A 26,473-nucleotide genomic window follows, 5' to 3' on the forward strand; every position below is an offset into this window, starting at 1 on the left:
ATCCGCCATTAGCCCGGTTTGGCCCGCTCGTCTTCACAAGCAACGCCAAATCTTCGTATTTTTACCGTGCGGATCCCTTTTAAAATCTGCATTTCTAGCACCCTGGCCCGGCTTTTGATTTACAATCTCTTACCATCCAACCTTGGACCTGGTTTGCTGAATCGGGGGAATAGAAACGAAGGAACGTAATCAACGCGACTGATCTATAATAAATGAATACGGGAGTGCGATGTATGAAACAGAGCAAATTGTTTATTCCGACATTGCGGGACGTACCGGCAGAAGCCGAGGTGAAAAGCCATCAGCTGCTGCTCCGTGCCGGTTACATACGGCAAATTGCAAGCGGTGTTTATACGTATTTGCCGCTCGCGAAAAAAGTCTTACATAAAATTGAAGCGATTATCCGCGAAGAATTGGAAGCGATCGGTTCCATGGAATTGCTGATGCCGTCCCTCCAGCCGGCGGAATTGTGGCAGGAATCGGGGCGCTGGTATTCTTACGGGCCGGATTTGATGCGCCTTAAGGACCGGCATGAACGGGACTTTGCGCTCGGGCCGACGCATGAAGAAGTGATCACAAGTTTAATTCGGAACGAAGTAAAATCGTATAAACGCCTGCCGCTTTCTTTATACCAAATTCAAACGAAATTTCGGGATGAAAAGCGCCCGCGTTTCGGCTTGCTGCGCGGACGGGAATTCATCATGAAAGACGCGTATTCTTTCCATGCCAACAAAGAGAGCCTTGATGAGACGTATAAGGATATGTATCGGGCTTATACCAATATATTCTCGCGGTGCAAACTGGATTTCCGCGCCGTATTGGCGGACTCGGGCGCGATCGGCGGGAAAGATACGCAGGAGTTTATGGTGCTGTCTGAAATCGGGGAAGACACCATTGCGTATTCCGACTCATCCGATTATGCGGCAAATATTGAAATGGCGGAAGTGAAGACCGTTTACACAAAGCCGGATGAAGCGGAAAAACCGCTCGAAAAAATTCCGACCCCGGGGCAAAGAACGATCGCGCAAATTGCGGACTTTCTAAAGGCAGATCCTGAAAAATGCCTGAAGACCCTTGTGCTGAAAGCGGATGATGAATATGTCATTGTGCTGGTCAGGGGCGATCATGACGTAAATGAAGTCAAAGTCAAACATCTTCTCGGTTCTGAAACGATTGAAATGGCAGATCCGGAAGCCATCAAGTCGATCATGGGGGCGGATCCCGGTTCGCTCGGCCCTGTCGGCGCGCCGGAACAGATCCGGATTTTGGCCGATCACGCCGTCCGCTATGTAGTCAACGGCATTTGCGGTGCCAATGAGAATGACTTCCACTATGTGAATGCGAATCCGGAGAGGGATTACCGCGTCGATCTATACGGGGATCTCCGCAATATCCAGGAAGGCGACCCGTCACCGGACGGAAAGGGAACGATCCGGTTTGCACGCGGCATAGAGGTCGGGCATATTTTCAAACTCGGCACAAAATACAGTGAGGCCATGCACGCCGCCTTTTTAGACGAAAACGGCAGGGAGCAGGTCATGTTGATGGGGTGTTACGGGATTGGTGTCTCCCGCACTTTAACAGCAGTGTGCGAACAGCATAACGATGATAAAGGGCTTGTTTGGCCTGTCAATCTGGCGCCGTTTGACGTGCATCTCGTTCCGGTAAATATGAAGGATGCCCAACAATCCGCCCTTGCAGAATCGCTCCATGCGGAACTTGAAAAGCAGTTTACCGTCTTGATGGATGACAGAAACGAGCGCCCGGGTGTGAAATTTGCGGATTCCGACCTGATCGGCCTGCCTGTCCGGGTAACCGTCGGGAAAAAAGCGGCGGAAGGCATCGTCGAAGTGAAAATCAGAAAAACCGGGGAAGTGCTCGAAGTGAAAAAAGAGGATTTGGCCGAGACAATTTCTAATATTTTAGCACAACTTGCTTCATGACAGGGGCATCGGCTTACCGGCCGGTGCTTCTCTTCTTTTCCTGCAAAAAAGAGGCAGAAAATGTTTTGCCTGGAAAATTTCAACACCCGAACCTTTCAACACTACCGGAAAAATTCCGGAAAGATTGCATTCGGGACGCTTGTTTTTTAAGATAAAGATAGATTGAATGAAAAAGGATGGGAGAGGACAAGATGATTGAAAATCCCGCCGGAAAGAAAGAAAGGTTCCAGATTTTGCTCCGGCAGCTGGAACTGCTTGATGACAGGTTTTACGAGCATTTTAAATACGGAGAAATTGAAAAACTAGTTGTGGAACGCCAGTCAAAGCGATGGCATTTTTATTTTTTGCTCGAAAAAATTCTCCCCTTTGAAGTGTACTTGACATTTACAACCCGTTTGCGCCAGGCTTTTCAGCATATTGCCGACGTCCGTTTTTCAATCCGGGCGAAAGACCCTTCTTTTGGGCCGGCGCTGATTGCCGATTACTGGAAAGCGTGCCTAGGAGAACTGGAAGGCATGTCGCCGATGCTTTTGTCCCTACTTGCGGAGCAGGTGCCGTCACTTTCCGGCAATAAGCTGGTGGTAACCGGCCGCAATGAACCGGAAGCAGCGACATTAAAACAAAAATACGGGGAATGGATCGTCCGTTTTTACGAACGGGCCGGTTTTCCGCAGCTGATGTTTGACACGGAAATTTCGGCGGCACCTGAAGCAAGTGAAGCATACGCCAAATTTATGGAAGAAAAGAAAAAAGAAGATGAGGAACGGGCAAAACAGGCCGTTCTCGAAATGCAGAAGCACGTGAATGAGCAACAGAGCGGGGAAGAAACGCACGACGCGGGACCGCTTATGATCGGGCTGAGAATCCCGCCCGATGATGATATCCGCCGCCTTTCCGAGATTGTTGATGAAGAACGGCGGATTACGGTGGAAGGCTATGTGTTTGACGTCGAAACGAAAGAACTGCGCAGCGGGCGGACGCTTTTGACGTTAAAAATCACCGATTATACGAGCTCCATTCTCGTGAAGATGTTTTCGCGGGATAAGGAAGATGCCGCACAATTTGCCCGCGTGAAGAAAGGGATGTGGCTGCGTGCGCGCGGCAGCATCCAGAACGATACGTTTGTCCGTGATCTGGTCATGATCGCCAACGATCTTTCTGAAGTAGCCCCGCGCGTCCGGAAAGACCATGCGCCGGAAAATGAGAAGCGGGTCGAACTCCATCTCCATACGCCGATGAGCCAGATGGATGCGGTCACTTCCGCGTCTACCCTTGTCGCCCAGGCAAAAAAATGGGGCCATCCGGCGATTGCGATCACAGACCACGCCGTCGCGCAAAGTTTTCCGGAAGCTTACAGCGCCGGCAAAAAGAACGGTATAAAAGTCATCTTCGGCGTTGAAGCCAATCTTGTCGACGACGGGGTGCCGATTGCCTATAATGATGCGCACGTCCACCTTGATGAAGCGACATATGTCGTCTTTGACGTTGAAACAACGGGATTATCTGCCGTTTATGATACGATCATCGAAATCGCTGCGGTGAAAATCCAAGACGGCGAAGTGGTCGATACGTTTGAACGGTTTGCCAATCCCGGACGTCCGCTGTCCAATACGATTATTGAGCTGACCCATATTACCGACGATATGTTAAAAGATGCGCCGGACATTTCCGAAGTGTTGAAAGAATACAATGAATGGATTGGCGACGCGGTGCTTGTAGCCCACAATGCTTCGTTCGACATCGGGTTTTTAAACGTTGGCCTGAAAAAAGCCGGGCTGCCGAAATCCAATAACCCCGTCATTGATACGCTCGAACTCGGACGGTTTTTATATCCGGATTTCAAAAACTACCGGCTGAACACGCTCGCGAAAAAATTCAATGTGGAACTGACCCAGCACCACCGCGCAATCTACGATACGGAAGCAACAGGACAAATCTTTTTAAAAATGCTGAAAGACGCCCGTAACCGGGGGATCACATACCATGACGAGCTGAACCAGTATATGGGGGAAGGCGGCGCGTACAAGCGGGCGCGCCCGTCGCACTGCACGCTGCTTGTCCGGACGCAGGAAGGCTTGAAAAATTTATTTAAACTGATTTCTCTTTCCCATATCGATTACTTTTACCGTGTGCCGCGTATTCCGCGTTCCGAGCTGCAAAAGTACCGGGAAGGCATTCTCGTCGGGTCCGGCTGTGACAAAGGCGAAGTATTTGAAGGCATGATGCAGAAAGATCCGGCGGAAGTAGAGGAGATCGCCCGCTTTTATGATTATCTTGAAGTCCATCCGAAAGAAGTGTACGCCCCGCTCATCGACCAGGAACTGATAAGGGATGAAAAGGCGCTTGAAGAAATCATCACGAAAATCGTCAGGCTCGGGGAAAAATTAAATCTGCCGGTTGTCGCAACAGGCAATGTCCATTATTTAAACCCCGAAGACAAAATTTACCGGAAAATCCTGATCAGCTCCCAGGGCGGTGCCAATCCGCTGAACCGGCACCGGCTGCCGGACGTGCATTTCCGCACGACGGATGAAATGCTTGCATGCTTCTCGTTTTTAGGCGAAGAAAAGGCAAAAGAAATCGTGGTTGACAACACGAATAAAATTGCCGGCTTAATCGAGGACGTCAAGCCGGTAAAAGATGAGTTGTACACGCCGAAAATTGAAGGGGCGGAAGAAGAAATCCGCGAGCAAAGCTATAAGCGCGCGAAAAGGATTTACGGGGATCCACTTCCCGAAATTGTCGAAGCACGGCTTGAAAAAGAGCTAAAAAGCATTATTGGTCACGGATTTGCGGTCATTTATCTGATTGCCCATAAACTTGTCAAGAAATCATTGAATGACGGTTACCTTGTCGGTTCGCGGGGGTCTGTCGGCTCTTCGCTTGTTGCAACGATGACGGAAATCACCGAAGTCAACCCGCTCCCACCGCATTATGTGTGCCCGAACTGCAAGCATTCCGAGTTTTTCAATGACGGTTCGGTCGGTTCCGGTTTTGACCTGCCGGATAAAAACTGCCCGGCGTGCGGAGCAAAATACAAAAAAGACGGCCATGATATTCCGTTTGAAACGTTCCTTGGCTTTAAAGGGGACAAGGTGCCGGATATTGACCTGAACTTTTCGGGTGATTACCAGCCGCGCGCCCACGCCTATACAAAAGTGCTGTTCGGCGAAGAGTATGTATACCGTGCCGGCACGATCGGCACGGTTGCGGAAAAAACGGCCTACGGCTATGTAAAAGGGTATGCCCAGGACCATAATCTGACATTCCGGAGCGCTGAAATTGACCGGCTTGTCCAAGGCTGCACCGGGGTGAAACGGACGACCGGCCAGCATCCGGGCGGCATTATCGTCGTCCCGGATTATATGGATATATACGATTTTACGCCGATCCAGTATCCGGCGGACGATCACAATTCGGAATGGCGGACAACGCATTTTGATTTCCACTCGATCCACGATAATATTTTGAAGCTTGATATACTCGGGCACGATGATCCGACCGTCATCCGCATGCTCCAGGACTTAAGCGGGATTGACCCGAAAACGATCCCGACCGATGACCCGGAAGTGATGAAAATTTTCAGCGGGCCGGAACCGCTCGGGGTTACGGAAGAGCAGATTATGTGCAAAACCGGCACGCTCGGCATTCCGGAATTTGGCACAAAGTTTGTGCGCCAGATGCTGGAAGATACAAAACCGACGACTTTTGCCGAACTGGTCCAGATTTCAGGGCTTTCGCACGGAACGGACGTATGGCTCGGCAACGCCCAGGAACTGATCCAAAACGGCACCTGCACCCTGCCTGAAGTAATCGGCTGCCGGGACGATATTATGGTCTATTTAATCTATCAGGGCTTAGAGCCGTCCCTTGCTTTTAAAATTATGGAATCGGTACGGAAAGGGAAAGGGCTCACGCCTGAAATGGAAGAAGAAATGATCAAGCAAAACGTGCCAAATTGGTATATTGAATCGTGCAAAAAGATTAAATACATGTTCCCGAAAGCCCACGCCACCGCCTATGTGCTGATGGCGGTAAGGATCGCTTACTTCAAGGTGTACCATCCGCTGATCTACTATGCGACGTATTTTACGGTGCGCGCGGAGGATTTCGATCTCGATGTCATGATCCACGGTTCGAATTCCATCAAGGCAAAAATCAGTGAAATTAATGCAAAAGGGATGGACGCATCGGCGAAGGAGAAAAGTTTGCTGACCGTGCTCGAACTGGCGCTTGAAATGACGGCGCGCGGCTTCCGCTTCCAGCCGATTGATTTGTACCGGTCGGAAGCAGACAAGTTTGTCATTGACGGCGATTCGCTCATTCCGCCGTTTAATGCGATTCCGGGTCTTGGTACAAACGCTGCGGTCAATATCGTAAAAGCGCGCGAAGAAGGTGAATTCCTTTCAAAAGAAGACTTGCAGCGCCGCGGAAAAGTCTCCAAAACGATTATGGAATACCTTGACGGGCACGGCTGCTTAGAGTCGCTGCCGGAGCAGAACCAGCTGTCGCTTTTCTAAATACGGGTTAAGGCCCGCTGTTTGCTTTTTTTTGCCTGTTATGGTATAGTTTTTTATGGAAATACTACGGATAAACGCTCGTGCGAAAGAGTGGGGCCATCACCCCGCTCTTTCGTGTTTTAAATCGGATTTTTGAGGAGGTCAGCATGAGTAAAGTCGTTGAAGTGGTGGAACAACTGGCATCCCCGGTTGTGGAAGGGCTCGGCCTTGAACTTGTTGATATCGAATACGTCAAAGAAGGAAAAAACTGGTTTCTTCGTGTTTATATTGACAAAGAAAACGGGGTCGATATCGAAGAATGCGGGCTCGTCAGCGAACGGCTCGGGGAAAAGCTCGATGAAGCGGACCCGATTCCCCATAATTATTTCCTTGAGGTTTCCTCCCCGGGTGCGGAACGCCCGTTAAAAAAAGCGCGTGACTTTGAACGTGCTGTCGGCCGGACCGTCCTCGTGAAAACGTATGAACCGCTTGACGGGGAGAAAACGTTCCAGGGAAAATTGATTGCTTTTCACAACGGGTGCCTAACATTAGAATGTAAAGTGAAAACGAAGAAAATCGAGAAGGAAATTCCGTATGACAAAGTGGCCAACGCACGGCTTGCCGTTGAATTTTAAAAATGCATCATTTTTCAAAAAATGAAGGGGGATCCAATTTCCATGAGCTCAGAACTGGTAGATGCGCTTACGATACTTGAAAAAGAAAAAGGAATTTCGCGGGATGTGCTCGTTGAAGCCATCGAAGCCGCGCTTGTATCGGCATACCGCCGCAATTTTAACCAGGCACAGAATGTAAGGACGGATTTAAATCTGGCGAACGGGACGATCCGTGTGTTCGCGCGTAAAGACGTGGTTGAAGAAGTATTTGACCCGCGCCTTGAAATTTCGCTTGAAGATGCCCAGAAAATCAATCCGTCTTATGAAATCGGCGATGTTGTCGAATTGGAAGTCACGCCGAAAGATTTTGGCCGGATCGCCGCACAGACAGCAAAACAGGTTGTCACGCAGCGCGTCCGGGAAGCGGAACGGGGAATCATTTACAATCAATTTATCGACCGTGAAGACGAGGTCATGACCGGGATTGTGCAGCGGAAAGATCCGCGTTTTACGTATGTCAGCCTCGGAAAAACAGAAGCACTGCTGCCGCCGGGGGAACAATCCCCGAATGAAACGTACAACCCGCATGACCGGATTAAGGTCTACATTACAAAAGTCGAACGGACAACAAAGGGGCCGCAAATTTTTGTCTCGCGCACCCATCCCGGCCTTTTAAAACGGCTGTTTGAACTTGAAGTGCCGGAAATTTACGATGGCATCGTAGAAATCCGTTCGATCGCCCGCGAAGCAGGGGACCGTTCGAAAATTTCGGTTTACACCGACCGCCCGGAGGTTGATCCTGTCGGCGCATGCGTCGGGCCTAAAGGGCAGCGCGTCCAGGCGATTGTAAATGAACTTCACGGGGAAAAGATTGATATTGTAAAATGGTCGGACGACCCGGCTAAATTTGTAGCAAATGCGTTAAGCCCTGCAAAAGTGCTTGATGTGCTTGTTGACGAAAACAATAAGGCTACAACGGTCATCGTTCCGGATTACCAGCTGTCGCTTGCAATCGGGAAACGCGGCCAAAACGCCCGGCTTGCCGCGAAACTCACAGGCTGGAAAATTGATATTAAGAGCGAAACGGATGCAAGGGAGTCAGGCATTTATCCGCGTTCTGAAACCAATGATGACATAGACGGGGAAACACCGGGGCTTTTTGATGACGATGATGCCGGCCGCACTTCCGAAGCACTGGCCGTACCGGATGCGAAAGAAGCGGATCTGCCTGAAAACGGTGGGAAAGATGAAGAGATCGAATAAGGAGTGGGGCTGATGGCGACACGTAAGAAAATTCCGATGAGAAAATGCGTAGCAACGGGAGAAATGAAACCGAAAAAAGAAATGGTCCGTATCGTCCGTTCCAAGGAAGGCGATGTTTCGATTGACCCGACCGGGAAAAAGTCAGGAAGAGGCGCCTATCTTTCAAAAGACGAGGAAGCGGTGCTGTTGGCAAAGAAAAAAAATATTCTCTCATCCCATCTTGGTGCCGCTGTAGAAGATGCTTTTTACGATGAAATCATCGCGTTTATTCAAAAGGAAAAAAAGGAGAATAAACAAAAATCATGAACGGGAAGCAGGCAATGTCCCTTTTAGGCCTTGCGTTCAAGGCAGGAAAGATCGTTTCGGGAGAGGAGCCTGTCCTGAAAGAAATCCGGGCAGGCCAGGCAAAACTTGTATTGCTTTCAAAAGATGCCTCATCCAATACGTCAAAAAAATTGTTAGACAAATGCCGTTTCTATCATGTACCGGTACGGTGGATAGAGACGAGGGAAATGCTTGGAAAAGCCATTGGGAAAGAGGCGAGAGTCGCAGTGGCAGTAAGTGACCGCGGATTTGCGGAAAAACTTGCTGAACTGCTCGATGAATCATAGGTGGGGGTGACGACATGAGCAAAATACGTGTTTACGAATATGCGAAAGCTCATCATACATCAAGTAAGGAAATTATCACGAAACTAAAACAAATGAATATAGAGGTATCCAATCATATGTCAATGATCGATGGGGAAACAGTAAGGAAGCTGGATACGGTTTACAGCGGCAAAAATCAGCAGGATGGCAAGAAAAACGGGCAAAACGGGCCGACCAGAAATGAAAGAAGCACCAGGTCCGAAACCGGGGACCGACAAGGAAACAAACCCGAAAACCGCACCCGGCGCGAAAACCAGAAGCCGAATCACGGAAACGGCCAAAACAGCAAAAACCAAGGGGATAACGGAAACAGCAGAAACAATAACAATAACCGCTCTGGCGGCAGCAACCGCAGCGATGGGAAGAGCAGAACGGGCGGCAACAATCGGAATAACAGGAACGGCCAAACCGGCGGCAACAACCGGAGCAATGGAAACACCCAGGCCGCAAGCAACAACCGGAATAACGAAAAAAGCCAGGCTGCAAGTAACAACCGGAATAACGGAAACAGCCAGAACACAAGCAACAACCGGAGCAATGGAAACACCCAAGCCGCGGGCAACAACAGGAATAATCAAAACAGCGGGAACAGCCGGAACAACGGGAATAACCGCAACAGTGGCAATGGAAACCGTAGCAATAACGGAAACCGCGGCAACAACGGACGGCCGTTTAACAAACAAAAGAAAAATAACCGGAAAAATAAAAACTTCAAACCGCAGCCGCAGCCGGTCCAAAAGGTAAAAGAACTGCCTGAAAAAATTACGTTCACAGAATCGCTGACCGTTGCGGAACTTGCGAAGAAGCTCTACAGGGAACCTTCCGAAATTATTAAAAAACTGTTCCTGCTCGGCGTTGCGGCAACGATCAACCAGCAGCTTGACAAAGACGCCATTGAACTGATTGCTTCGGAATACGGCGTTGAAGTGGAAGAAAAAGTGATCGTTGACCAGACGGATCTGGAAACGTATTTTACGGAAGACCGTGAAGAAGACCTCGAAGTCCGCCCGCCGGTTGTCACCATTATGGGCCATGTTGACCATGGGAAAACGACAACGCTCGATTCCATCCGCCATACAAAAGTCACCGCCGGAGAAGCAGGCGGGATTACCCAGCATATCGGTGCATACCAGGTGAAAGTAGGCGGCAAAAAAATTACATTTTTAGACACGCCGGGGCATGAAGCCTTTACAACAATGCGTGCGCGGGGGGCGCAAGTGACGGACATTACCGTGCTTGTTGTTGCTGCCGATGACGGCGTGAAGCCGCAGACAGTGGAAGCCATTAACCACGCGAAAGCAGCCGGCGTTCCGATCATTGTTGCGGTCAATAAAATTGATAAACCGACAGCGAACCCCGAACGAGTCATGCAGGAACTGACGGAATACAATCTGGTTCCGGAAGACTGGGGCGGGGATACGATTTTTGTCCCGATTTCTGCTCTAACCGGTGAAGGGATTGACAATCTGCTTGAAATGATTTTGCTTGTCAGCGAAGTGGAAGAACTGAAAGCAAACCCGAACCGCCGCGCACTCGGTTCGGTTATTGAAGCGCGCCTTGATAAAGGCAGGGGCCCGGTTGCCACTTTGCTCGTACAAAACGGCACTTTGCGCATCGGCGACCCGATTGTCGTCGGTCACACTTACGGGCGCGTCCGTGCGATGGTCAATGATCTCGGCCGTCGCGTGAAAGAAGCAGGGCCGTCCACGCCTGTTGAAATTACCGGTTTAAATGATGTACCGGAAGCCGGCGACCGTTTTGTTGTCTTTGAAGATGAGAAAACAGCCCGCCAGGTCGGGGAAGCGCGGAAACAACAGGCTGTCCAGGCGCACCGTAACGAAACCGCGCGCGTCAGCCTTGACACGTTGTTTGAGCAAATGAAGCAAGGGGAAATGAAAGAATTAAATGTGATTGTCAAAGCGGATGTGCAAGGCTCTGTAGAAGCATTGACCGCCGCTTTGCAAAAGATTGATGTGGAGGGCGTCAACATTAACGTTATCCATACGGGCGTCGGCGCGATTAATGAATCCGATGTGACGCTTGCTTCCGCTTCGAATGCGATTATTATTGGCTTTAATGTCCGCCCGGATAATAACGCCAAACGCGCAGCCGAAACGGAAAAAGTGGATATCCGCCTGCACCGCATTATCTACAAAGCGATCGAAGAAATCGAATCTGCCATGAAAGGGATGCTTGATCCGGAATACAAAGAAAAAATCATCGGCCAGGTTGAAGTGCGGCAGACGTTTAAAGTATCACGGATCGGCACGATTGCGGGCGGCTATGTCACCGACGGAAAAATCACCCGTGACAGCGGCGTGCGCGTCATCCGTGACGGCGTGGTCATTTATGAAGGTGTAATTGATACGCTGAAACGCTATAAAGATGATGTGAAAGAAGTCAACCAGGGATATGAATGCGGGATTACGATTAAAAACTTTAATGACATCAAAGAAGGAGATGTCATCGAGTCCTTTATCATGGAGGAAATTGAAAGAGCATGATTGGGAGCGCCCGTTGCGAATTTCGCATTTATGATGCCCGTTCATTGAAAGAAAAAAGGGCAGTGCTGCAAAGAATATTGACGCGGCTAAAGCAAAAATATAATGTTGCAGCCGGTGAAATGGATTTCCAGGATGCCTGGCAGCGGACCCTCGTTGAAGTCGTGACCGTTGCTTCAAGCCGGGCGGCGGCTGAAAGAGAATTGCAGCGGGCAATTCTCTTTCTGGATTCCTTCCCTGAATGGGAGCGTCTTGAAACAAATATTGAATGGCTATAAATGAGGTGTGATTGATGAATCTTCGTGCAAATAGGGTTGGCGAGCAAATGAAAAAAGAGCTGAGCGACATTATCGGGCGAAAACTAAAAGATCCGCGTGTCGGCTTTGTCACTGTAACCGATGTGGAAGTAACAGGCGATCTTCAGCAGGCAAAAGTGTACCTCACCGTCCTCGGCGATGAGGTACAAAAGAAAGACACCCTTGACGGCCTGGAAAAAGCAAAAGGCTTTATCCGCTCGGAAGTTGGCAAAAGGATCCGGCTCCGCAAAACGCCTGAACTGATTTTTGAAATCGATGAATCCATCGAATACGGCAACCGCATTGAGACGCTGATCAAAAAAATCCATGACACGGATGAATGAATGTTTCAGGAAACTGATCGGAGCCGGAACACGGTTCGGTAAGTTTCCTTTTTTTGAGTGATTCTATTGGATTTGCGAAAGGAAGTGGCGCCATGGATGGCATTTTACCGCTCTGGAAACCGGCGGGGATGACTTCCCATGACTGTGTTTTTAAAATCCGGAAGCTTTTCGGCACAAAAAAAGCAGGCCATACCGGCACGCTTGATCCGGATGTGGAAGGGGTCCTCCCGGTTTGCATCGGGCGTGCGACAAAGATTGCCGAATACCTTCAGGATGCCGGCAAAACTTACGAAGGTGAAGCAACGATCGGGATTTCAACGACGACAGAAGATGCTTCCGGCGATATCATTGAAAAAAAGGAAATTAGCCGGCCGATCAGCCGGGAAGAAATTTTAGCCGCACTCGCTTCGTTTACCGGGCATATTACCCAGATCCCGCCGATGTTTTCCGCCGTCAAGGTGAACGGAAGAAGGTTGTATGAATATGCGCGGGCGGGCATCGAAGTGGAACGCCCTAAAAGGAATGTGCAAATTTACAGCCTTGAACTATTGGACGGGCGGGAATATTTTGAAGGGCCGGTTGTGTCGTTCCGTTTCCGCGCTTCATGCAGCAAAGGCACCTATATCCGCACGCTTGCTGTTATGATCGGAGAAAAGCTCGGCTATCCGGCACATATGTCCAATCTTACAAGAATTGAAGCAGGCGGTTTTTCAAAGGAACAATGCGCCACCTTTCAGGAGATTGAAAAAGCCGCGGAAACCGGCGACAGGGAAAGCCTGCTCTACCCGCTCGAGGCCGGGATCCGCCATTTGCCGAAATGGGAAATTAGTGATACATTAGCAGAGAAAGTAAAGAACGGTGCCGTGTTGAAAAAACCGGAGACCTGGCCGGAAACAGGAGACAGGCTTGCTGTCTTTTTCCGCGGAAAAATACTCGCGGTATACGTGGCGCATTCCGGCAGGCCCGGCTTTATCAAACCGGCGAAAGTGATATAAAAAGCCTTCCGGGTATAAAACAAGGAAGGCGGCTGCTTCAATTTGTAAAAGGGAAAAGGTGAGAAATTTTGAAAACAATAACGGTCCATCATCCCCATTCCTTTAAACCCGGCGATTTTCCGCCGCTTGCCATCGCATTGGGTTATTTTGACGGCATCCATCTCGGACATCAGAAAGTGATTAAAACAGCCCGCGGGATCGCTGAAAAAAACGGATGGAAAAGCGCCGTCATGACATTTGAACCCCATCCTTCTATTGTGCTGGGAAAGAAAAAGGATGGCATTGAACTGATTACACCGCTTGAAGACAAGATCAAGTTGATTGAAAAACTTGGTGTCGATTATCTGTTCGTCGTCCGTTTTACCTCCCGTTTTGCGTCTCTTTTGCCGCAGCAATTTGTCGACCAATATCTGGCCGCACTCGGTGTGAAACATGTTGTTGCTGGTTTTGATTATACATACGGCAAATTCGGGAAAGGCAATATGGAGAATCTCCCTGAATATGCAAACGGCAGGTTCGGGATTACGGTGATTGAAAAACTGGCCCTTGAAAATACCGGGGAAAAAGTCAGCTCCACCCTGATCCGGTCAAAAATCAGGGAAGGAAAAGTCGGGGAAGTGAAGCCGCTGCTCGGGCGCGATTATGAGATCAAAGGCATTGTCGTCCATGGGGAGAAGCGGGGACGACAGCTCGGGTTTCCAACGGCAAATCTAAAGCTTACCGCGTCGTATATGCTGCCGCCAAACGGGGTATACATTGTGCAAATGAAGGTCGCGGATATGTGGCATAACGGCTTATGCAGCATTGGCTACAATCCTACGTTTAAAAATCCGGAAGAATATGAAAAAACGACAGAAGTGTATCTGCTTGATTTTTCCGATACTATTTACGGGGAAGAAGCAGTTGTCAAATGGCTTGCGCGCATCCGCGAAGAGAAAAAGTTCGCCCGCGTGGAGGACTTGATTGAAGAAATGAAACGGGATGAAACGGCAGCAAGGCGTTACTTTGAAAAACAGGGAACTGCTACTTGAGTTTTGTGCGAAAAAGTAGTATTCTATTACAGTACCGGAACCTGTGCTTGGCAGCGCGACTCACCGACGCCTGCTCGGCAACAGGGGATAGGAAACAGAGGAGGTGAACAGGATGGCGATTTCAAAAGAACGTAAAAATGAAATCATCAACCAATTTAAAATCCACGAGAACGATACCGGTTCTCCGGAAGTGCAAATTGCTGTATTGACAGAAGAAATCAACAAATTGAACGATCATTTGCGTGTCCATAAAAAAGACCACCATTCACGCCGCGGCTTGATGAAAATGGTAGGGAGACGGCGTAATTTGTTGACCTATCTGCGCAATAAAGATGTGCATCGTTACCGTGAATTGATTAACCGGCTGGGCTTGCGCCGATAAAAAAATGCAGAATGCAAAAAGCGGGAGTATTCCCGCTTTTTTGCAATGTGTTTTTCCCCCCTTAATTTTGGGAACAGATGTATTTCAAATTGCCGCCGGGTTTTCGCACTGACCTGGCGCGGCTTGTACATACATAGCAAACGGTTGATTCGTTTTTGAATCATTACCCGTGCTTATCTTTGCATAAATGTGAAACAATATAGGCAAAAAGAAAGGAGATTTTCATCTGTATGGTACAGGATAAACATACCTATACGATAGATTGGGCCGGCCGCCCGCTCACCGTGGAGATCGGCCAGCTCGCAAAACAGGCAAACGGTGCTGCACTCGTCCGTTACGGCGAAACGGCTGTCCTCAGTACAGCAACCGCTTCTAAAGAACCGAAAAATGTGGACTTTTTTCCACTGACCGTAAATTATGAGGAACGGCTATATGCTGTCGGGAAAATTCCGGGCGGCTTTATCAAAAGAGAAGGGCGCCCGAGCGAAAAAGCCATTTTGTCAAGTCGGCTGATTGACAGGCCGATCCGCCCGCTCTTTGCCGACGGCTTCCGCAATGAAGTGCAGGTTGTCAGTATGGTCATGAGCGTCGACCAGGACTGCACGCCGGAAATGGCCGCGATGCTCGGGTCTTCGCTCGCACTTTCCGTCTCCGATATTCCGTTTGAAGGCCCGATTGCCGGCGTCATCGTCGGAAGGGTGGACGGCAAGTTCCTCATCAACCCGACCGTGGAACAGATGGAAAAAAGCGACATCCATTTAACCGTTGCCGGCACAAAAGACGCCATTAATATGGTTGAAGCGGGTGCGAAAGAAGTGCCGGAAGAAGTGATGCTTGAAGCGATCATGTTCGGGCATGAGGAAATCAAGCGCCTGATTGCTTTCCAGGAAAAAATTGTGGCAGAAATCGGAAAAGAGAAAATGGCTGTCGAATTGTTCGAACTTGACGAAGAACTGGTGGAAAAAGTCAGCGGCATGTGCCGGAAAAAAATGATTGAAGCCATCCAGGTTCATGAGAAGAAAGCGCGCGAAGAAGCGATCAGAAAAGTGGGCGATGAGGTGCTTGCCCAATTTGAAGCAGAAGAAGCCGATGAAGAAACGGTCAAGCAGGTTAAACAAATTTTGCACGATATTGAAAAAGAAGAAGTCCGCAAGCTGATCACGGTCGATAAAATTCGCCCGGACGGCCGCAAAATCGATGAAATCCGGCCGCTTTCCTCCGAAGTCGGGGTTTTGCCGCGCACGCACGGTTCCGGGTTGTTTACCCGCGGGCAAACACAGGCTTTAAGCATTTGTACGTTAGGCGCTTTAGGCGACGTGCAAATTTTGGACGGGCTCGGCATTGAAGAGTCAAAACGGTTTATGCACCATTACAATTTCCCTTCATTCAGCGTCGGGGAAACCGGGCCAATGAGAGGGCCGGGCCGCCGCGAAATCGGGCACGGGGCACTGGGTGAACGTGCGCTGGAACCGGTCATTCCGGATGAAAAAGAATTTCCGTACACGATCCGGCTTGTATCCGAGGTGCTCGAATCGAACGGCTCCACTTCACAGGCAAGCATTTGCGCATCCACCCTTGCCATGATGGATGCCGGCATTCCGATTAAAGCGCCGGTTGCTGGGATTGCGATGGGGCTTGTGAAATCCGGCGAACATTATACGATTTTAACCGATATCCAGGGCATGGAAGACCATCTCGGCGATATGGACTTTAAAGTGGCCGGCACGTCGAAGGGCGTCACCGCGCTGCAAATGGATATTAAAATTGCAGGACTGTCAAGGGAGATACTGGAAGAAGCGTTGCAGCAGGCGAGAAAGGGCAGAATGCAGATTCTCGACCATATGATGTCGACGATTTCGAAAACACGTGACCATTTGTCCGTCTATGCGCCGAAGATTTTAACGATGACCATTCATCCGGATAAAATCCGCGACGTCATCGGGCCAAGCGGTAAACAAATCAATAAAATCATTGACGAAACCGGCGTGAAAATTGACATTGAACAGGATGGCACCATCTTTATTTCTTCGACGGACGAAGAGGCAAACAACAAAGCGAAGAAATTGATTGAGGATATTGTCCGGGAAGTCGAAGTCGGCAAGGTTTATCTCGGTAAAGTAAAACGGATCGAAAAATTTGGCGCTTTTGTGGAAATCTTTAACGGCAAAGACGGCCTTGTCCACATTTCCGAACTCGCCGAAGAACGCGTCCGGAAAGTCGAAGATGTTGTCAAAATCGGCGATGAAATTCTGGTCAAAGTGACGGATATTGACAGCCACGGGCGCATCAACCTTTCCCGCAAAGCTGTTTTAAAGGAGCAGCAAAAAAAAGAAAATAAATCGTGATGAAAGTCAGGGAGCCCTGGCTTTTTTTATTTGTCCCGCGCGCCCGTTCTATGCCCCTTTCCCTTTTCATACTTTTTTTAAAGAAGGGGGAAAATAACGTGAATAAAGCAAAACGCTTGATTGCGCTTGGCTTGATTGCTATTCTAGCATTGTTGCTTGCGGGAAATCCGCTTTCCACCCGGTATTTGCAGGAGCGGGCCGCCTTTAGCACAAAAGAGAACGAGCTTCAGGAAAAAATTGAACAGGCTGCAGAACGGTTTTACCGTCCGCCGGAAAATGCCAAGATTGACAGGGTTTGGAAGGCGATCCCCGGCTATAACGGGGTGGAAGTGGACAAAAAAGCTTCTTACTCGAAAATGAAACAGGACGGCCGTTACGACGAACGCAAACTGGTATTTAAACAAATTCCCCCTGCCGTCCACCTTAAAGATCTGGACCCGGCCCCCGTCTATACGGGAAATCCGGATAAACCAATGGTTGCTTTTTTAATCAATGTCGCATGGGGGAATGAATATTTGCCGGATATGCTAAAAACTTTAAAAAAGCATCATCTTCATGCTACCTTTTTCTTAGAGGGGCGATGGGCAAAAGAAAACCCTGAGCTTGCCCGCATGATTGTAAGCGGCGGGCATGAAACCGGGAACCATTCCTATACCCACCCCGATTTTAGCACTTTGCCGGAATCAAAGATCAAAAGCCAGCTGGTGAAGACAAACCGGGTGCTTGAAGCGATTACGGAAGAAAAAGTGAAGTGGTTTGCCCCGCCAAGCGGCAGTTACCGGGATGAAGCGGTAAGCATCGCAAAATCAATGGGAATGGAAACGATCATGTGGACGGTCGATACGGTCGACTGGCAGAACCCCTCCCCGGAGACGATTGTAGAGCGCGTGACTGCGAAAGCACAGGGCGGTTCGCTTATTTTAATGCATCCGACCGCTTCTACAGCGAAAGCGTTGGAACCGTTGATTGCCAGGCTGGAAAAGAAAAATTTACAAGTCGGAACCGTTTCAAAATTGCTCGATGAGGAAAGAATCATTAAAAATGAGGACGGAACATTTTTAAACAGCGAAAAGGATCCCGCTGATACAAAAGACGGCACAGAGTGAAATGAGACTGCGAGGAGGCACAACATGATACAAAAATATACTTGCCATAACGGCTTGAGGATTGTACTGGAAGAAATTCCAACTGTCCGTTCGGTTGCGATCGGCATTTGGATCGGCACCGGTTCGAGAAATGAAAATGAAAAAAACAATGGCATTTCCCATTTTCTTGAGCATATGTTTTTCAAAGGGACGGAAAAAAGGAGCGCAAAAGACATTGCCGAGGCCTTTGATGCCATTGGCGGCCAGGTGAATGCTTTTACGTCGAAAGAATATACATGCTTTTATGCGAAAGTGCTCGACACGCATGCACCGCTCGCGCTTGAAATTCTGTCGGACATGTTTTTCCACTCCACTTTTTCAGAAGATGAAATGGAACGCGAAAAAAGCGTTGTCAATGAAGAAATCAAAATGTATGAAGATACGCCGGACGATATTGTCCACGATTTGCTTGGCAAGGCCATTTATGAAAACCATCCGCTCGGCTATCCGATTTTAGGGACGGAAGAAACGCTTGCATCGTTTACGAGCGACGATCTCCATCAATATGTATATGATATGTATACCCCTGACCGCGTTGTCGTCTCCGTTGCCGGCAATGTGCTGCCGTCTTTCGTAAAGGAGATTGAAGCGTTGTTCGGTTCCTATGAAGGCGGGAAGGAAGAGACAGGCGGCGAAACGGCCGTTTTTCATACGAATGACCTTGCGCGCAAAAAAGAAACAGAACAGGCCCATCTCTGCCTCGGATTTGAGGGGAAGAAAATCGGCAGTGACGATATTTATGAGCTGATTGTCCTGAATAATATATTAGGCGGCAGCATGTCCTCCCGCCTTTTCCAAAATGTGCGGGAACAGCGGGGGCTTGCATATTCGGTGTATTCCTACCATACCGCCTATAAGGACAGCGGCATTTTAACGATTTACGGCGGAACGGGCGCCTCCCAATTGGACGAGCTGTTTGAGACGGTGCAGGAGACGCTGCAGACGCTGAAAGCAAAAGGGGTAACAGAAAAAGAAGTGCGAAACTGCAAGGAACAGTTAAAAGGGAACCTCATGCTCAGCCTGGAAAGCACGAACAGCCGCATGAGCCGGAACGGAAAGAACGAACTGTTATTAAAGAAGCACCGTTCGCTTGATGAAATGCTCGAGGAAATCGACCGTGTCACCGTGGAAAAAGTCAATGCTTGTGCGAGGGAGATTTTCTCCAAACCGTATTCGGCATCTTTAATCAGCCCGGACGGAAAATTGCCGGAGCGGTTGTCTTAAAGACGGCATATCTTTTCCATCCCCCGCATAAAATGGAATCAGTCCATGAGAGAAAGAAGGGGGAATATGCGGCTCAGCGAACTCAGCGGAAAAGAAATGGTCGATTTTAAAAAAGCGGAACGGCTCGGGGTATTGGGCGCAACGGACCTTGAAATTGATGAAGCGAGCGGAAAAGTGGAGGCCCTGATCATCCCGGTCGGAAGGCGGTTTAAAAAACAGGCGAACGAGATCCGCGTCCCGTGGAACCGGATCAGAACGATTGGGGCCGATATGATGATTTTGGAAGTGCCTGAAAACCAGTACAGCTATTAAAAAGGCAAAGAAGCATGCCGGGTATTCCGGCATTTTTCTTTGCCTTTTTTCACAAAAAACATGCTGCCGCCATAAGATATGGGGAATTCCCCATGCACATGGAAAAGAAGGTGAGGCATTTGTTGACCGGCGTCCAAATTGCCATCATAGGCGGAGATGCGCGCCAATTGGAAGTGATCCGGAAACTTGCGGATCTCGATGCGAAAATTTCATTGATCGGATTTGAACAGCTTGATTTTGTGTATTCCGGCGTCACGAAAGAAAAATTTAAAGATATCCGGTTTTCGGAAATGGATTGCGTCATTTTGCCGATTACCGGGACAGCGGATGACGGGAAAATCGATTTGATTTTTTCAAACGAAGAAGTTGTGCTGACCGGTGATATGCTGGCTGAAACGCCGCCTTATTTTACAATCTATACCGGCATCAGTAATCCTTATTTGGAACAAATTGCGAAAAAAGCGGGCCGCCGCCTTGTGAAACTATTCGAACGGGACGATGTGGCCATCTATAATTCGATTCCGACCGTTGAAGGAACGATCATGATGGCCATCCAGAACACGGAATTTACGATTCACGGCTCAAACGTTGCCGTCCTCGGCCTTGGCAGGGTCGGAATGAGCGTTGCCCGTGCTTTCCACTATCTCGGTGCGAAGGTGAAAGTCGGCGCGAGAAAAAGCGAACATCTTGCGAGGATAACGGAGATGGGACTTGCGCCTTTTCATTTAAACGATCTTGAACAGGAAGTAAAAGACATTGACATCTGCATTAATACGGTTCCACACTTGATCGTCAATGCATCCGTTATCCAAAAGATGCCTTCGCATACGCTCATTCTGGATATTGCCTCCAAACCGGGCGGGACGGATTTCCGATATGCCGAAAAGCGCGGCATTAAAGCGATGCTGGCACCGAGCCTGCCCGGCATTGTCGCGCCAAAAACAGCTGGGCGGATACTCGGAAATGTGCTCGGCCGGCTGATTGAAGAAGACGTTTTAAAAAGAAAGGGGTCATCGCCATGGATGTAAAGGGTAAAAGAATCGGCTTCGGCTTAACCGGCTCCCATTGCACTTACGCGGCTGTTTTTCCTGAAATTGAAAAGCTCGTGGCATTGGGGGCAGAAGTCATCCCGGTTGTCACGCACACAGTGAAAACGACGGATACAAGATTCGGCAAAGGCTCGGAATGGGTGGAAAAAATCGAAAAATGCACCGGGCAAAAAGCGATTGATTCGATTGTTGAAGCCGAGCCGCTCGGGCCAACCTTGCCGCTTGACTGCATGGTGATTGCGCCCCTGACCGGATTTACGATGAGCAAGCTGGCTAATGCACTCACTGATTCCCCAGTGCTAATGGCGGCAAAAGCGACGCTCCGCAATTTGAAACCGGTTGTGCTCGGCATTTCGACCAATGATGCGCTCGGATTAAACGGCGTGAATTTGATGCGGCTGATGGCAACGAAAAACATCTATTTTATTCCGTACGGGCAGGACGACCCGGTCAACAAACCGAATTCAATGGTGGCGAGAATGACTGCCCTTGTCGATACGGTTTCGCTTGCACTCGAGGGGAAACAAATCCAGCCTGTCATTGTCGAACGTTTCCGCGACGGAAAATCAAATTGAAACCGATTTAAAATTAAAAAAATACACACGGTGCCGGAAGACTTGTGATACAATAATAGCTATAAAAATGAATTTGGTTTTGGAATTGGAAGGGGAATACGCCAATGGCAAACACATCAGGTTATCACGTAGCTGTTGTCGGGGCAACCGGCGCTGTCGGCCAGCAAATGATTAAAACTTTGGTAAACCGCAAATTTCCGTATAACAAATTGACGCTGCTGTCATCTTCGCGTTCCGCCGGCAAAAAAATAACGGTAAACGGGGAAGAAATTACGGTCCAAGAAGCGGTGCCGGAAAGCTTTGAAGGAGTGGATATCGCCCTTTTCAGCGCAGGCGGGAGCGTGTCGAAAAAGTTTGCGCCGGAAGCGGTGAAACGCGGGGCAATTGTCATTGACAATACGAGCGCCTTCCGCATGGACCCAGAAGTGCCGCTTGTGGTCCCGGAAGTAAACGAAGAAGACATTCAAAAACATAACGGCATCATCGCCAATCCGAACTGCTCGACGATCCAGATGGTTGTTGCGTTGGAACCCGTCCGCAAAAATTTCGGCCTGAAGCGGGTGCTCGTTTCCACGTACCAGGCTGTCTCCGGTTCGGGCGCGGCTGCCATCCAGGAGCTGAACGACGAGACGAAGGCGTTGCTTGAAGGGCAGACTTACGAGCCGCATGTACTGCCGGTAAAAGGTGACAAAAAGCATTACCAGATTGCGTTTAATGCCATCCCGCAAATCGATGTGTTTACGGACAACGGCTTTACATTTGAAGAAATGAAAATGATCAACGAAACGAAAAAAATCATGCATATGCCGGAATTAAAAGTTTCCGCCACATGCGTCCGGATTCCGGTTGCAACCGGCCACTCGGAATCGGTTTATTTTGAAACCGAAAAGGACGGCATAAATGCTGGGCAGATCCGGGAAGTGCTCGCGTCTGCACCTGGTGTTGTACTGGAAGACCGCCCCGAAGAACAGATTTACCCGATGGCCGTCAATGCGGTCGGCAAGTATGACACATTTGTCGGGCGGATCCGCAAAGACCCGGATGAAGACAACGGATTCCATATGTGGGTTGTTTCCGACAATTTGCTGAAAGGCGCTGCCTCAAATTCCATCCAGATTGCGGAAAGCCTGATCAGGATGGGTCTCATCTGATTTGGGGACAATTTAGGCTGACCTTTTTGCAATATTGGTGATAAGATATAGGGAAAGAAAAGTTATGCCGGAATCCGGTATCGGAGAGGGTTCCATTTCCTGATATATTTTATGGACACGTATGCCGTTTCCTTTCCGGTCGGGAAGGGAACGGTTTAAAAACGGCCGGAAAAGCCCGCACGTTACCGGAATCACTGTTCTTATTTATCAGTTCATAACAGAGGTGTTCTTCATTGAAAATCGTTGTCCAAAAATTCGGCGGCACATCCGTACGGGATCATGATGCAAGAATGCATGCCAAACATCATGTAGAAAAAGCGCTGGAAGAAGGCTATAAGGTGGTTGCCGTCGTTTCGGCGATGGGCCGCAAAGGGGAACCGTATGCAACAGATACGCTCCTGTCACTCGTTGGCGGATCCGACACCTGTTTAAGCAGGCGTGAGCAGGATTTGCTGTTGTCAACCGGCGAAATCATCTCCAGCCTTGTGTTTGCCAATATGTTAAACGCACACGGCATCAGTGCGTGTGCCCTGACCGGCGCGCAAGCCGGTTTCCACACGAACGCGGAGCATACCAATGCGAAAATCACGGACATGAAGTGCGACCGTGTCCTGCGTGAACTGAAACTGCACGATGTTGTCGTCGTTGCAGGATTTCAAGGAGCCGCAAAAAACGGGGACGTCACCACGCTCGGACGCGGGGGCAGTGACACATCCGCTGCGGCGCTCGGTGCTGCGCTTCAGGCGGAGTGGATTGATATTTTTACCGATGTGGAAGGCATCATGACAGCTGATCCGCGAATTGCTGAAAATGCGCGGAAGCTTCAGGTTGTCACGTATAACGAGGTCTGCAATATGGCTTATCAGGGCGCAAAAGTGATCCATCCGCGCGCCGTTGAAATCGCGATGCAGTCGAAAGTGCCGATCCGCATCCGGTCCACTTATTCCGACGATATCGGTACGCTTGTCACATCTTTAAGCCACCGTCAGAAACTCGGGACCGATATAAAAGAACGCACTGTTACCGGAATTGCGCATGTACCGAATGTTTCACAGATCAAAGTATATGCAAAAGACGGGCAGTATGATTTGCAGACGGTTGTGTTTAAAGCGATGGCTGCTGAAAATATCAGTGTCGATTTTATCAATATTTCCCCGACAAGCGTTGTCTACACGGTTTCAGGAGAGGTGGCAAACCGGGCTGAAGCGGTGCTGAAAAAACTGGGGCATGAACCGGTAATTGAACGGAACTGCGCCAAAGTATCGATTGTCGGCGCCGGGATTGCGGGCGTGCCGGGTATCACGTATAAAATCGTGTCGGCGCTTTCCGAAAAAGGGATCCGGATTTTACAGTCTGCTGACAGCCATACAACCATCTGGGTGCTGGTGAAGCAGGAAGATCTGGTTACAGCGGTCAATGCCCTTCATGATGCCTTTAATTTAGAAAGCGAAACGGAAACGTATGAAATTCATGCGTAAAAAATGAAAGATTTTCTGCCGGGCGTTTTCATCTTGCAACTTGCAAAACCCGGCAGGATGAGGAGTGTAAGTATGAGTCGTTTCGGAAAAGTTTCAACGGCAATGGTGACGCCTTTTGACCATAAAGGGAATCTGGATTTGCAAAAGGCGGCAAAGCTGGTTGATTATTTAATTGAAAACGGAACAGAATCTTTGGTTGTTGCGGGAACAACGGGGGAATCCCCGACACTTTCGCCTGAGGAAAAAACCGCGCTGTTCAAGCAGGTTGTGAAAACGTCAGACGGGCGGGTGCCGGTCATTGCCGGAACAGGGAGCAACAATACGTATGCTTCGATCGAATTGACGAAGCGTGCGGAATCATGCGGCGTGGATGCCGTTATGGCTGTCGGCCCGTATTATAACAAGCCGAACCAGGCTGGCATGTATGCCCATTTCAAAGCGATTGCGGAATCCACGAGCCTCCCGGTTGTCATTTACAACATTCCTGGCCGGTCGGCTGTCAATATTGAACCGGAAACGATCATCGAACTTTCCAAAATCCCGAATATCGTTGCGGTTAAAGAAGCAAGCGGGGATTTGGATGCGATGGCGCAAATTATTGCCCGTACGCCGGATGATTTTGAATTGTACAGCGGGGATGACGGCCTGACAATTCCCGTGCTTTCAATCGGTGGGGCGGGTGTGATTTCGGTTGCTTCCCATGTTGCCGGCCCGGCCCTACAGGAAATGGTGCAAGCCTTTTTTGCCGGGGATGTAACAAAAGCGGCAAAACTGCATCAAAAGCTGCTTCCATTGATGCGCGGCCTGTTTATGGCGCCTAATCCGGCACCGGTCAAAACCGCTTTGCAATTAAAAGGGATGGATGTCGGCGGCGTCCGCCTCCCGCTCGTTCCGTTAACAAAAGAAGAACGGGAAACCATTCACCGCCTGCTTGGCGATCTTTAAGCAAAAAAACGGCCCTTCCGGAAAAACGGACAGGGCCGTTTTCTTTTGCTTAAGTGATCCCATACCGGCTTCGGGAAAGGAAAACAGGCCCCGTTTCTGCGAATCTTCCGGCAAACAGCAGATAGCGGAAATGGGCAGCATTTGTCGATAGAAATATCACACGGTATGTGTAAAATTTTACTCGAAGGGGCAAATGAGTGGAAAAAAATGGGAAGACGCTCTATCATCTAATTGTACACTTCAAGATGAACATCTAGAGAGAGAGGTCTTCCCATGGATATTATATCAATAATTGCTGGATTATTAAAGGATACAAAGAGTCTTATCGAATTTGAAGAACAGCTTAAACTTCTGATGCAGAAGGCTTTTACACAATGGGTTGGGGAAATATTTGAAGAGTTAGATAAAACAATTAAACAGGAGAAGTTAGAGGAGGGCTGGGTGTACTGCCGGAGTGATAACAGAAGCGTTCAGTTTCTATTTGGAAGTGTGACTTTTAAACGTTCATTAATGCGTGATAAGAGAGGGAACTCACATTATCCTCTGGATGAATGGTTAGGGCTGGTACCACACCAACGATACAGCCCGTTAGTGGAATTAAAGGTGGCAGAGTTGGCAAGTGAGAACACCTATCGGGAAGTAGCTGATATTTTAAAAGAGTGGACAGCAGTGAGTCTTAGTCACACAACTGTAGGGAACATGGTAAAACACGTAGGGAAAACTCAGGCGGAAGCCGATAAGGCACTTGTAGAAGAGCTAGAAATAGCTGTTTCCCTGCCTGAGGGGAAGAAGGTAGACTACCTGTTTTCTGAAGCAGATGGTGTATTCGTTCGGGGACTAAAAAAGAAACAGAGTATGGAAGTCCACCACGCCATTCTCTATGAGGGATGGGAAACCAATGGAAAAAGGGTCTCCCTGCGTCAGCCCACAGTCATCATGACGACGGAAGACATTCAGACATTTTGGGATGAAGTCCAAGCCACAGCTGCCAACACCTATTCCCTCGAAAAAGCGCATGTCATTACAAACAGTGATGGAGGTGCTGGGTACACAGCTGAACGGTTTCAAACAGCATTCTCACAGTCGGAATTTCCGGTGCTCAACCAGCTGGATACCTACCACGTTGCACAAGCCATCATAAGGACATTTGGGGGCGGAAAGAGCGAGATCAAGGAGCAAATTAGAAAAGCGATTAGAACGCATGACCTGGACCAATTCACGTTATATTTGGATACGCACGAAAGCACCTTGACGGATAAAAAGGCCCTCAAGAAAATCAAGGAATTCCGTTCGTATATCTTGAAAAACTGGGACCGCATTTTTGACTGGAGAGACAGGGTGAAAAACGTGCCGGAAGGTGCGAGAGGCCTAGGAGCGATGGAATCGAATCAAAGGCATATCTCCTTCAGGATGAAAAAAAGGGGCATGCATTGGAGTGAACTTGGCGCAGAAGCCATGGTGAAAATCAAACAAGGCATACTCAATGGGACATTGAGAGAAGCCTATCTGAAACACCGTTCAAGAAGCGAGAGAAAGCAACGGAACTTGAAACAATCCATCAGGATGTCTCAACTACTCAAGCAGCCTGTACGCCCGTCAGTGGGCGTAAAGCACGGATCAGTTGCCCTGCATTCAAGCAGTTCATCGGCAATGGGACATTTAAGCAAAATATTAGAGCTTTCGTTTTAAGCCTGGCTCAGTGGGGACTGATCGTTGAGGCGCGCGAAATTT

22 protein-coding genes are annotated in these 26,473 nt (G+C 49.1%); all 22 read left to right on the forward strand.

The annotated features are described in order from the left end of the window. The first annotated feature begins 233 nt into the window (after positions 1–233). The gene (locus NST70_RS06560) at positions 234–1,943 is read left to right on the forward strand and encodes a proline--tRNA ligase (protein WP_014095419.1); all 1,710 of its coding nucleotides are present in this window, start codon (positions 234–236) and stop codon (positions 1,941–1,943) included. 191 nt (positions 1,944–2,134) lie between these two features. Then, positions 2,135–6,463, forward strand: coding sequence for a PolC-type DNA polymerase III (locus NST70_RS06565; protein WP_035181738.1), 4,329 nt, complete (start codon positions 2,135–2,137; stop codon positions 6,461–6,463). Positions 6,464–6,609: 146 nt separating this feature from the next. Next, a complete protein-coding gene (rimP, locus tag NST70_RS06570) occupies positions 6,610–7,077 on the forward strand; it encodes a ribosome maturation factor RimP (protein ID WP_017551543.1) in 468 nt (155 codons plus the stop codon). A 42-nt stretch (positions 7,078–7,119) separates the two neighbouring features. Continuing rightward, a complete protein-coding gene (gene nusA, locus NST70_RS06575; protein WP_014095416.1) occupies positions 7,120–8,319 on the forward strand; it encodes a transcription termination factor NusA in 1,200 nt (399 codons plus the stop codon). Positions 8,320–8,331: 12 nt separating this feature from the next. Then, on the forward strand, positions 8,332–8,625 hold the full coding sequence (locus NST70_RS06580; protein ID WP_014095415.1) for a YlxR family protein: 294 nt from the start codon (positions 8,332–8,334) through the stop codon (positions 8,623–8,625). Next, positions 8,622–8,930 (forward strand): YlxQ family RNA-binding protein, encoded by a 309-nt coding sequence (locus NST70_RS06585; protein ID WP_014095414.1) that lies wholly within the window; start codon positions 8,622–8,624, stop codon positions 8,928–8,930. The genes NST70_RS06580 and NST70_RS06585 overlap by 4 nt, the downstream gene beginning before the upstream one ends. Positions 8,931–8,944: 14 nt before the next feature. After that, complete coding sequence (infB, locus tag NST70_RS06590) at positions 8,945–11,473, forward strand: translation initiation factor IF-2 (RefSeq protein WP_014095413.1); 2,529 nt, start codon at positions 8,945–8,947, stop codon at positions 11,471–11,473. Then, positions 11,470–11,748, forward strand: coding sequence for a DUF503 family protein (locus tag NST70_RS06595; protein WP_014095412.1), 279 nt, complete (start codon positions 11,470–11,472; stop codon positions 11,746–11,748). The genes infB and NST70_RS06595 overlap by 4 nt, the downstream gene beginning before the upstream one ends. A gap of 14 nt (positions 11,749–11,762) precedes the next feature. Further along, the gene (rbfA, locus tag NST70_RS06600) at positions 11,763–12,110 is read left to right on the forward strand and encodes a 30S ribosome-binding factor RbfA (protein WP_014095411.1); all 348 of its coding nucleotides are present in this window, start codon (positions 11,763–11,765) and stop codon (positions 12,108–12,110) included. Positions 12,111–12,202: 92 nt separating this feature from the next. Then, positions 12,203–13,105, forward strand: coding sequence for a tRNA pseudouridine(55) synthase TruB (gene truB / locus NST70_RS06605; RefSeq protein ID WP_014095410.1), 903 nt, complete (start codon positions 12,203–12,205; stop codon positions 13,103–13,105). 68 nt (positions 13,106–13,173) lie between these two features. Next, the gene (gene ribF, locus NST70_RS06610; protein ID WP_342476014.1) at positions 13,174–14,136 is read left to right on the forward strand and encodes a bifunctional riboflavin kinase/FAD synthetase; all 963 of its coding nucleotides are present in this window, start codon (positions 13,174–13,176) and stop codon (positions 14,134–14,136) included. 112 nt (positions 14,137–14,248) lie between these two features. Further along, on the forward strand, positions 14,249–14,518 hold the full coding sequence (gene rpsO / locus NST70_RS06615; protein ID WP_013859138.1) for a 30S ribosomal protein S15: 270 nt from the start codon (positions 14,249–14,251) through the stop codon (positions 14,516–14,518). Between the two features lie 230 nt (positions 14,519–14,748). Then, the gene (gene pnp / locus NST70_RS06620; protein WP_014095408.1) at positions 14,749–16,863 is read left to right on the forward strand and encodes a polyribonucleotide nucleotidyltransferase; all 2,115 of its coding nucleotides are present in this window, start codon (positions 14,749–14,751) and stop codon (positions 16,861–16,863) included. Further along, positions 16,863–17,969 (forward strand): polysaccharide deacetylase family protein, encoded by a 1,107-nt coding sequence (locus NST70_RS06625; protein ID WP_014095407.1) that lies wholly within the window; start codon positions 16,863–16,865, stop codon positions 17,967–17,969. Before pnp ends, NST70_RS06625 begins: the two co-directional genes overlap by 1 nt. Positions 17,970–17,993: 24 nt before the next feature. After that, entirely contained in the window at positions 17,994–19,232 is a 1,239-nt protein-coding gene (locus tag NST70_RS06630) for a pitrilysin family protein (RefSeq protein ID WP_014095406.1), read from the forward strand. A 66-nt stretch (positions 19,233–19,298) separates the two neighbouring features. After that, complete coding sequence (locus tag NST70_RS06635; RefSeq protein WP_014095405.1) at positions 19,299–19,544, forward strand: YlmC/YmxH family sporulation protein; 246 nt, start codon at positions 19,299–19,301, stop codon at positions 19,542–19,544. 119 nt (positions 19,545–19,663) lie between these two features. Beyond that, positions 19,664–20,572: a dipicolinic acid synthetase subunit A gene (gene dpaA / locus NST70_RS06640; RefSeq protein WP_258435310.1), complete on the forward strand. Its 909-nt coding sequence runs from the start codon at positions 19,664–19,666 to the stop codon at positions 20,570–20,572. Continuing rightward, positions 20,563–21,168: a dipicolinate synthase subunit B gene (locus tag NST70_RS06645; protein WP_014095403.1), complete on the forward strand. Its 606-nt coding sequence runs from the start codon at positions 20,563–20,565 to the stop codon at positions 21,166–21,168. The genes dpaA and NST70_RS06645 overlap by 10 nt, the downstream gene beginning before the upstream one ends. 104 nt (positions 21,169–21,272) lie before the next feature. Next, positions 21,273–22,319, forward strand: a complete 1,047-nt coding sequence (locus tag NST70_RS06650) for an aspartate-semialdehyde dehydrogenase (protein WP_026104627.1) — start codon at positions 21,273–21,275, stop codon at positions 22,317–22,319. A 233-nt stretch (positions 22,320–22,552) separates the two neighbouring features. Continuing rightward, positions 22,553–23,797, forward strand: a complete 1,245-nt coding sequence (gene dapG, locus NST70_RS06655; protein ID WP_017551547.1) for an aspartate kinase — start codon at positions 22,553–22,555, stop codon at positions 23,795–23,797. A gap of 72 nt (positions 23,798–23,869) precedes the next feature. Beyond that, positions 23,870–24,742, forward strand: a complete 873-nt coding sequence (dapA, locus tag NST70_RS06660; protein WP_342476016.1) for a 4-hydroxy-tetrahydrodipicolinate synthase — start codon at positions 23,870–23,872, stop codon at positions 24,740–24,742. A 273-nt stretch (positions 24,743–25,015) separates the two neighbouring features. Beyond that, positions 25,016–26,431 carry an ISLre2 family transposase gene (locus NST70_RS06665; protein WP_048339784.1) on the forward strand — a complete coding sequence of 472 codons (1,416 nt, stop codon included), beginning with the start codon at positions 25,016–25,018 and terminating at the stop codon, positions 26,429–26,431. The last annotated feature ends 42 nt before the right edge of the window (positions 26,432–26,473 follow it).

Origin of the sequence: Weizmannia sp. FSL K6-0777, assembly GCF_038593185.1 — a bacterium.
In the GTDB taxonomy this organism is placed as follows: Bacteria; Bacillota; Bacilli; order Bacillales; family Bacillaceae_C; genus Weizmannia; species Weizmannia faecalis.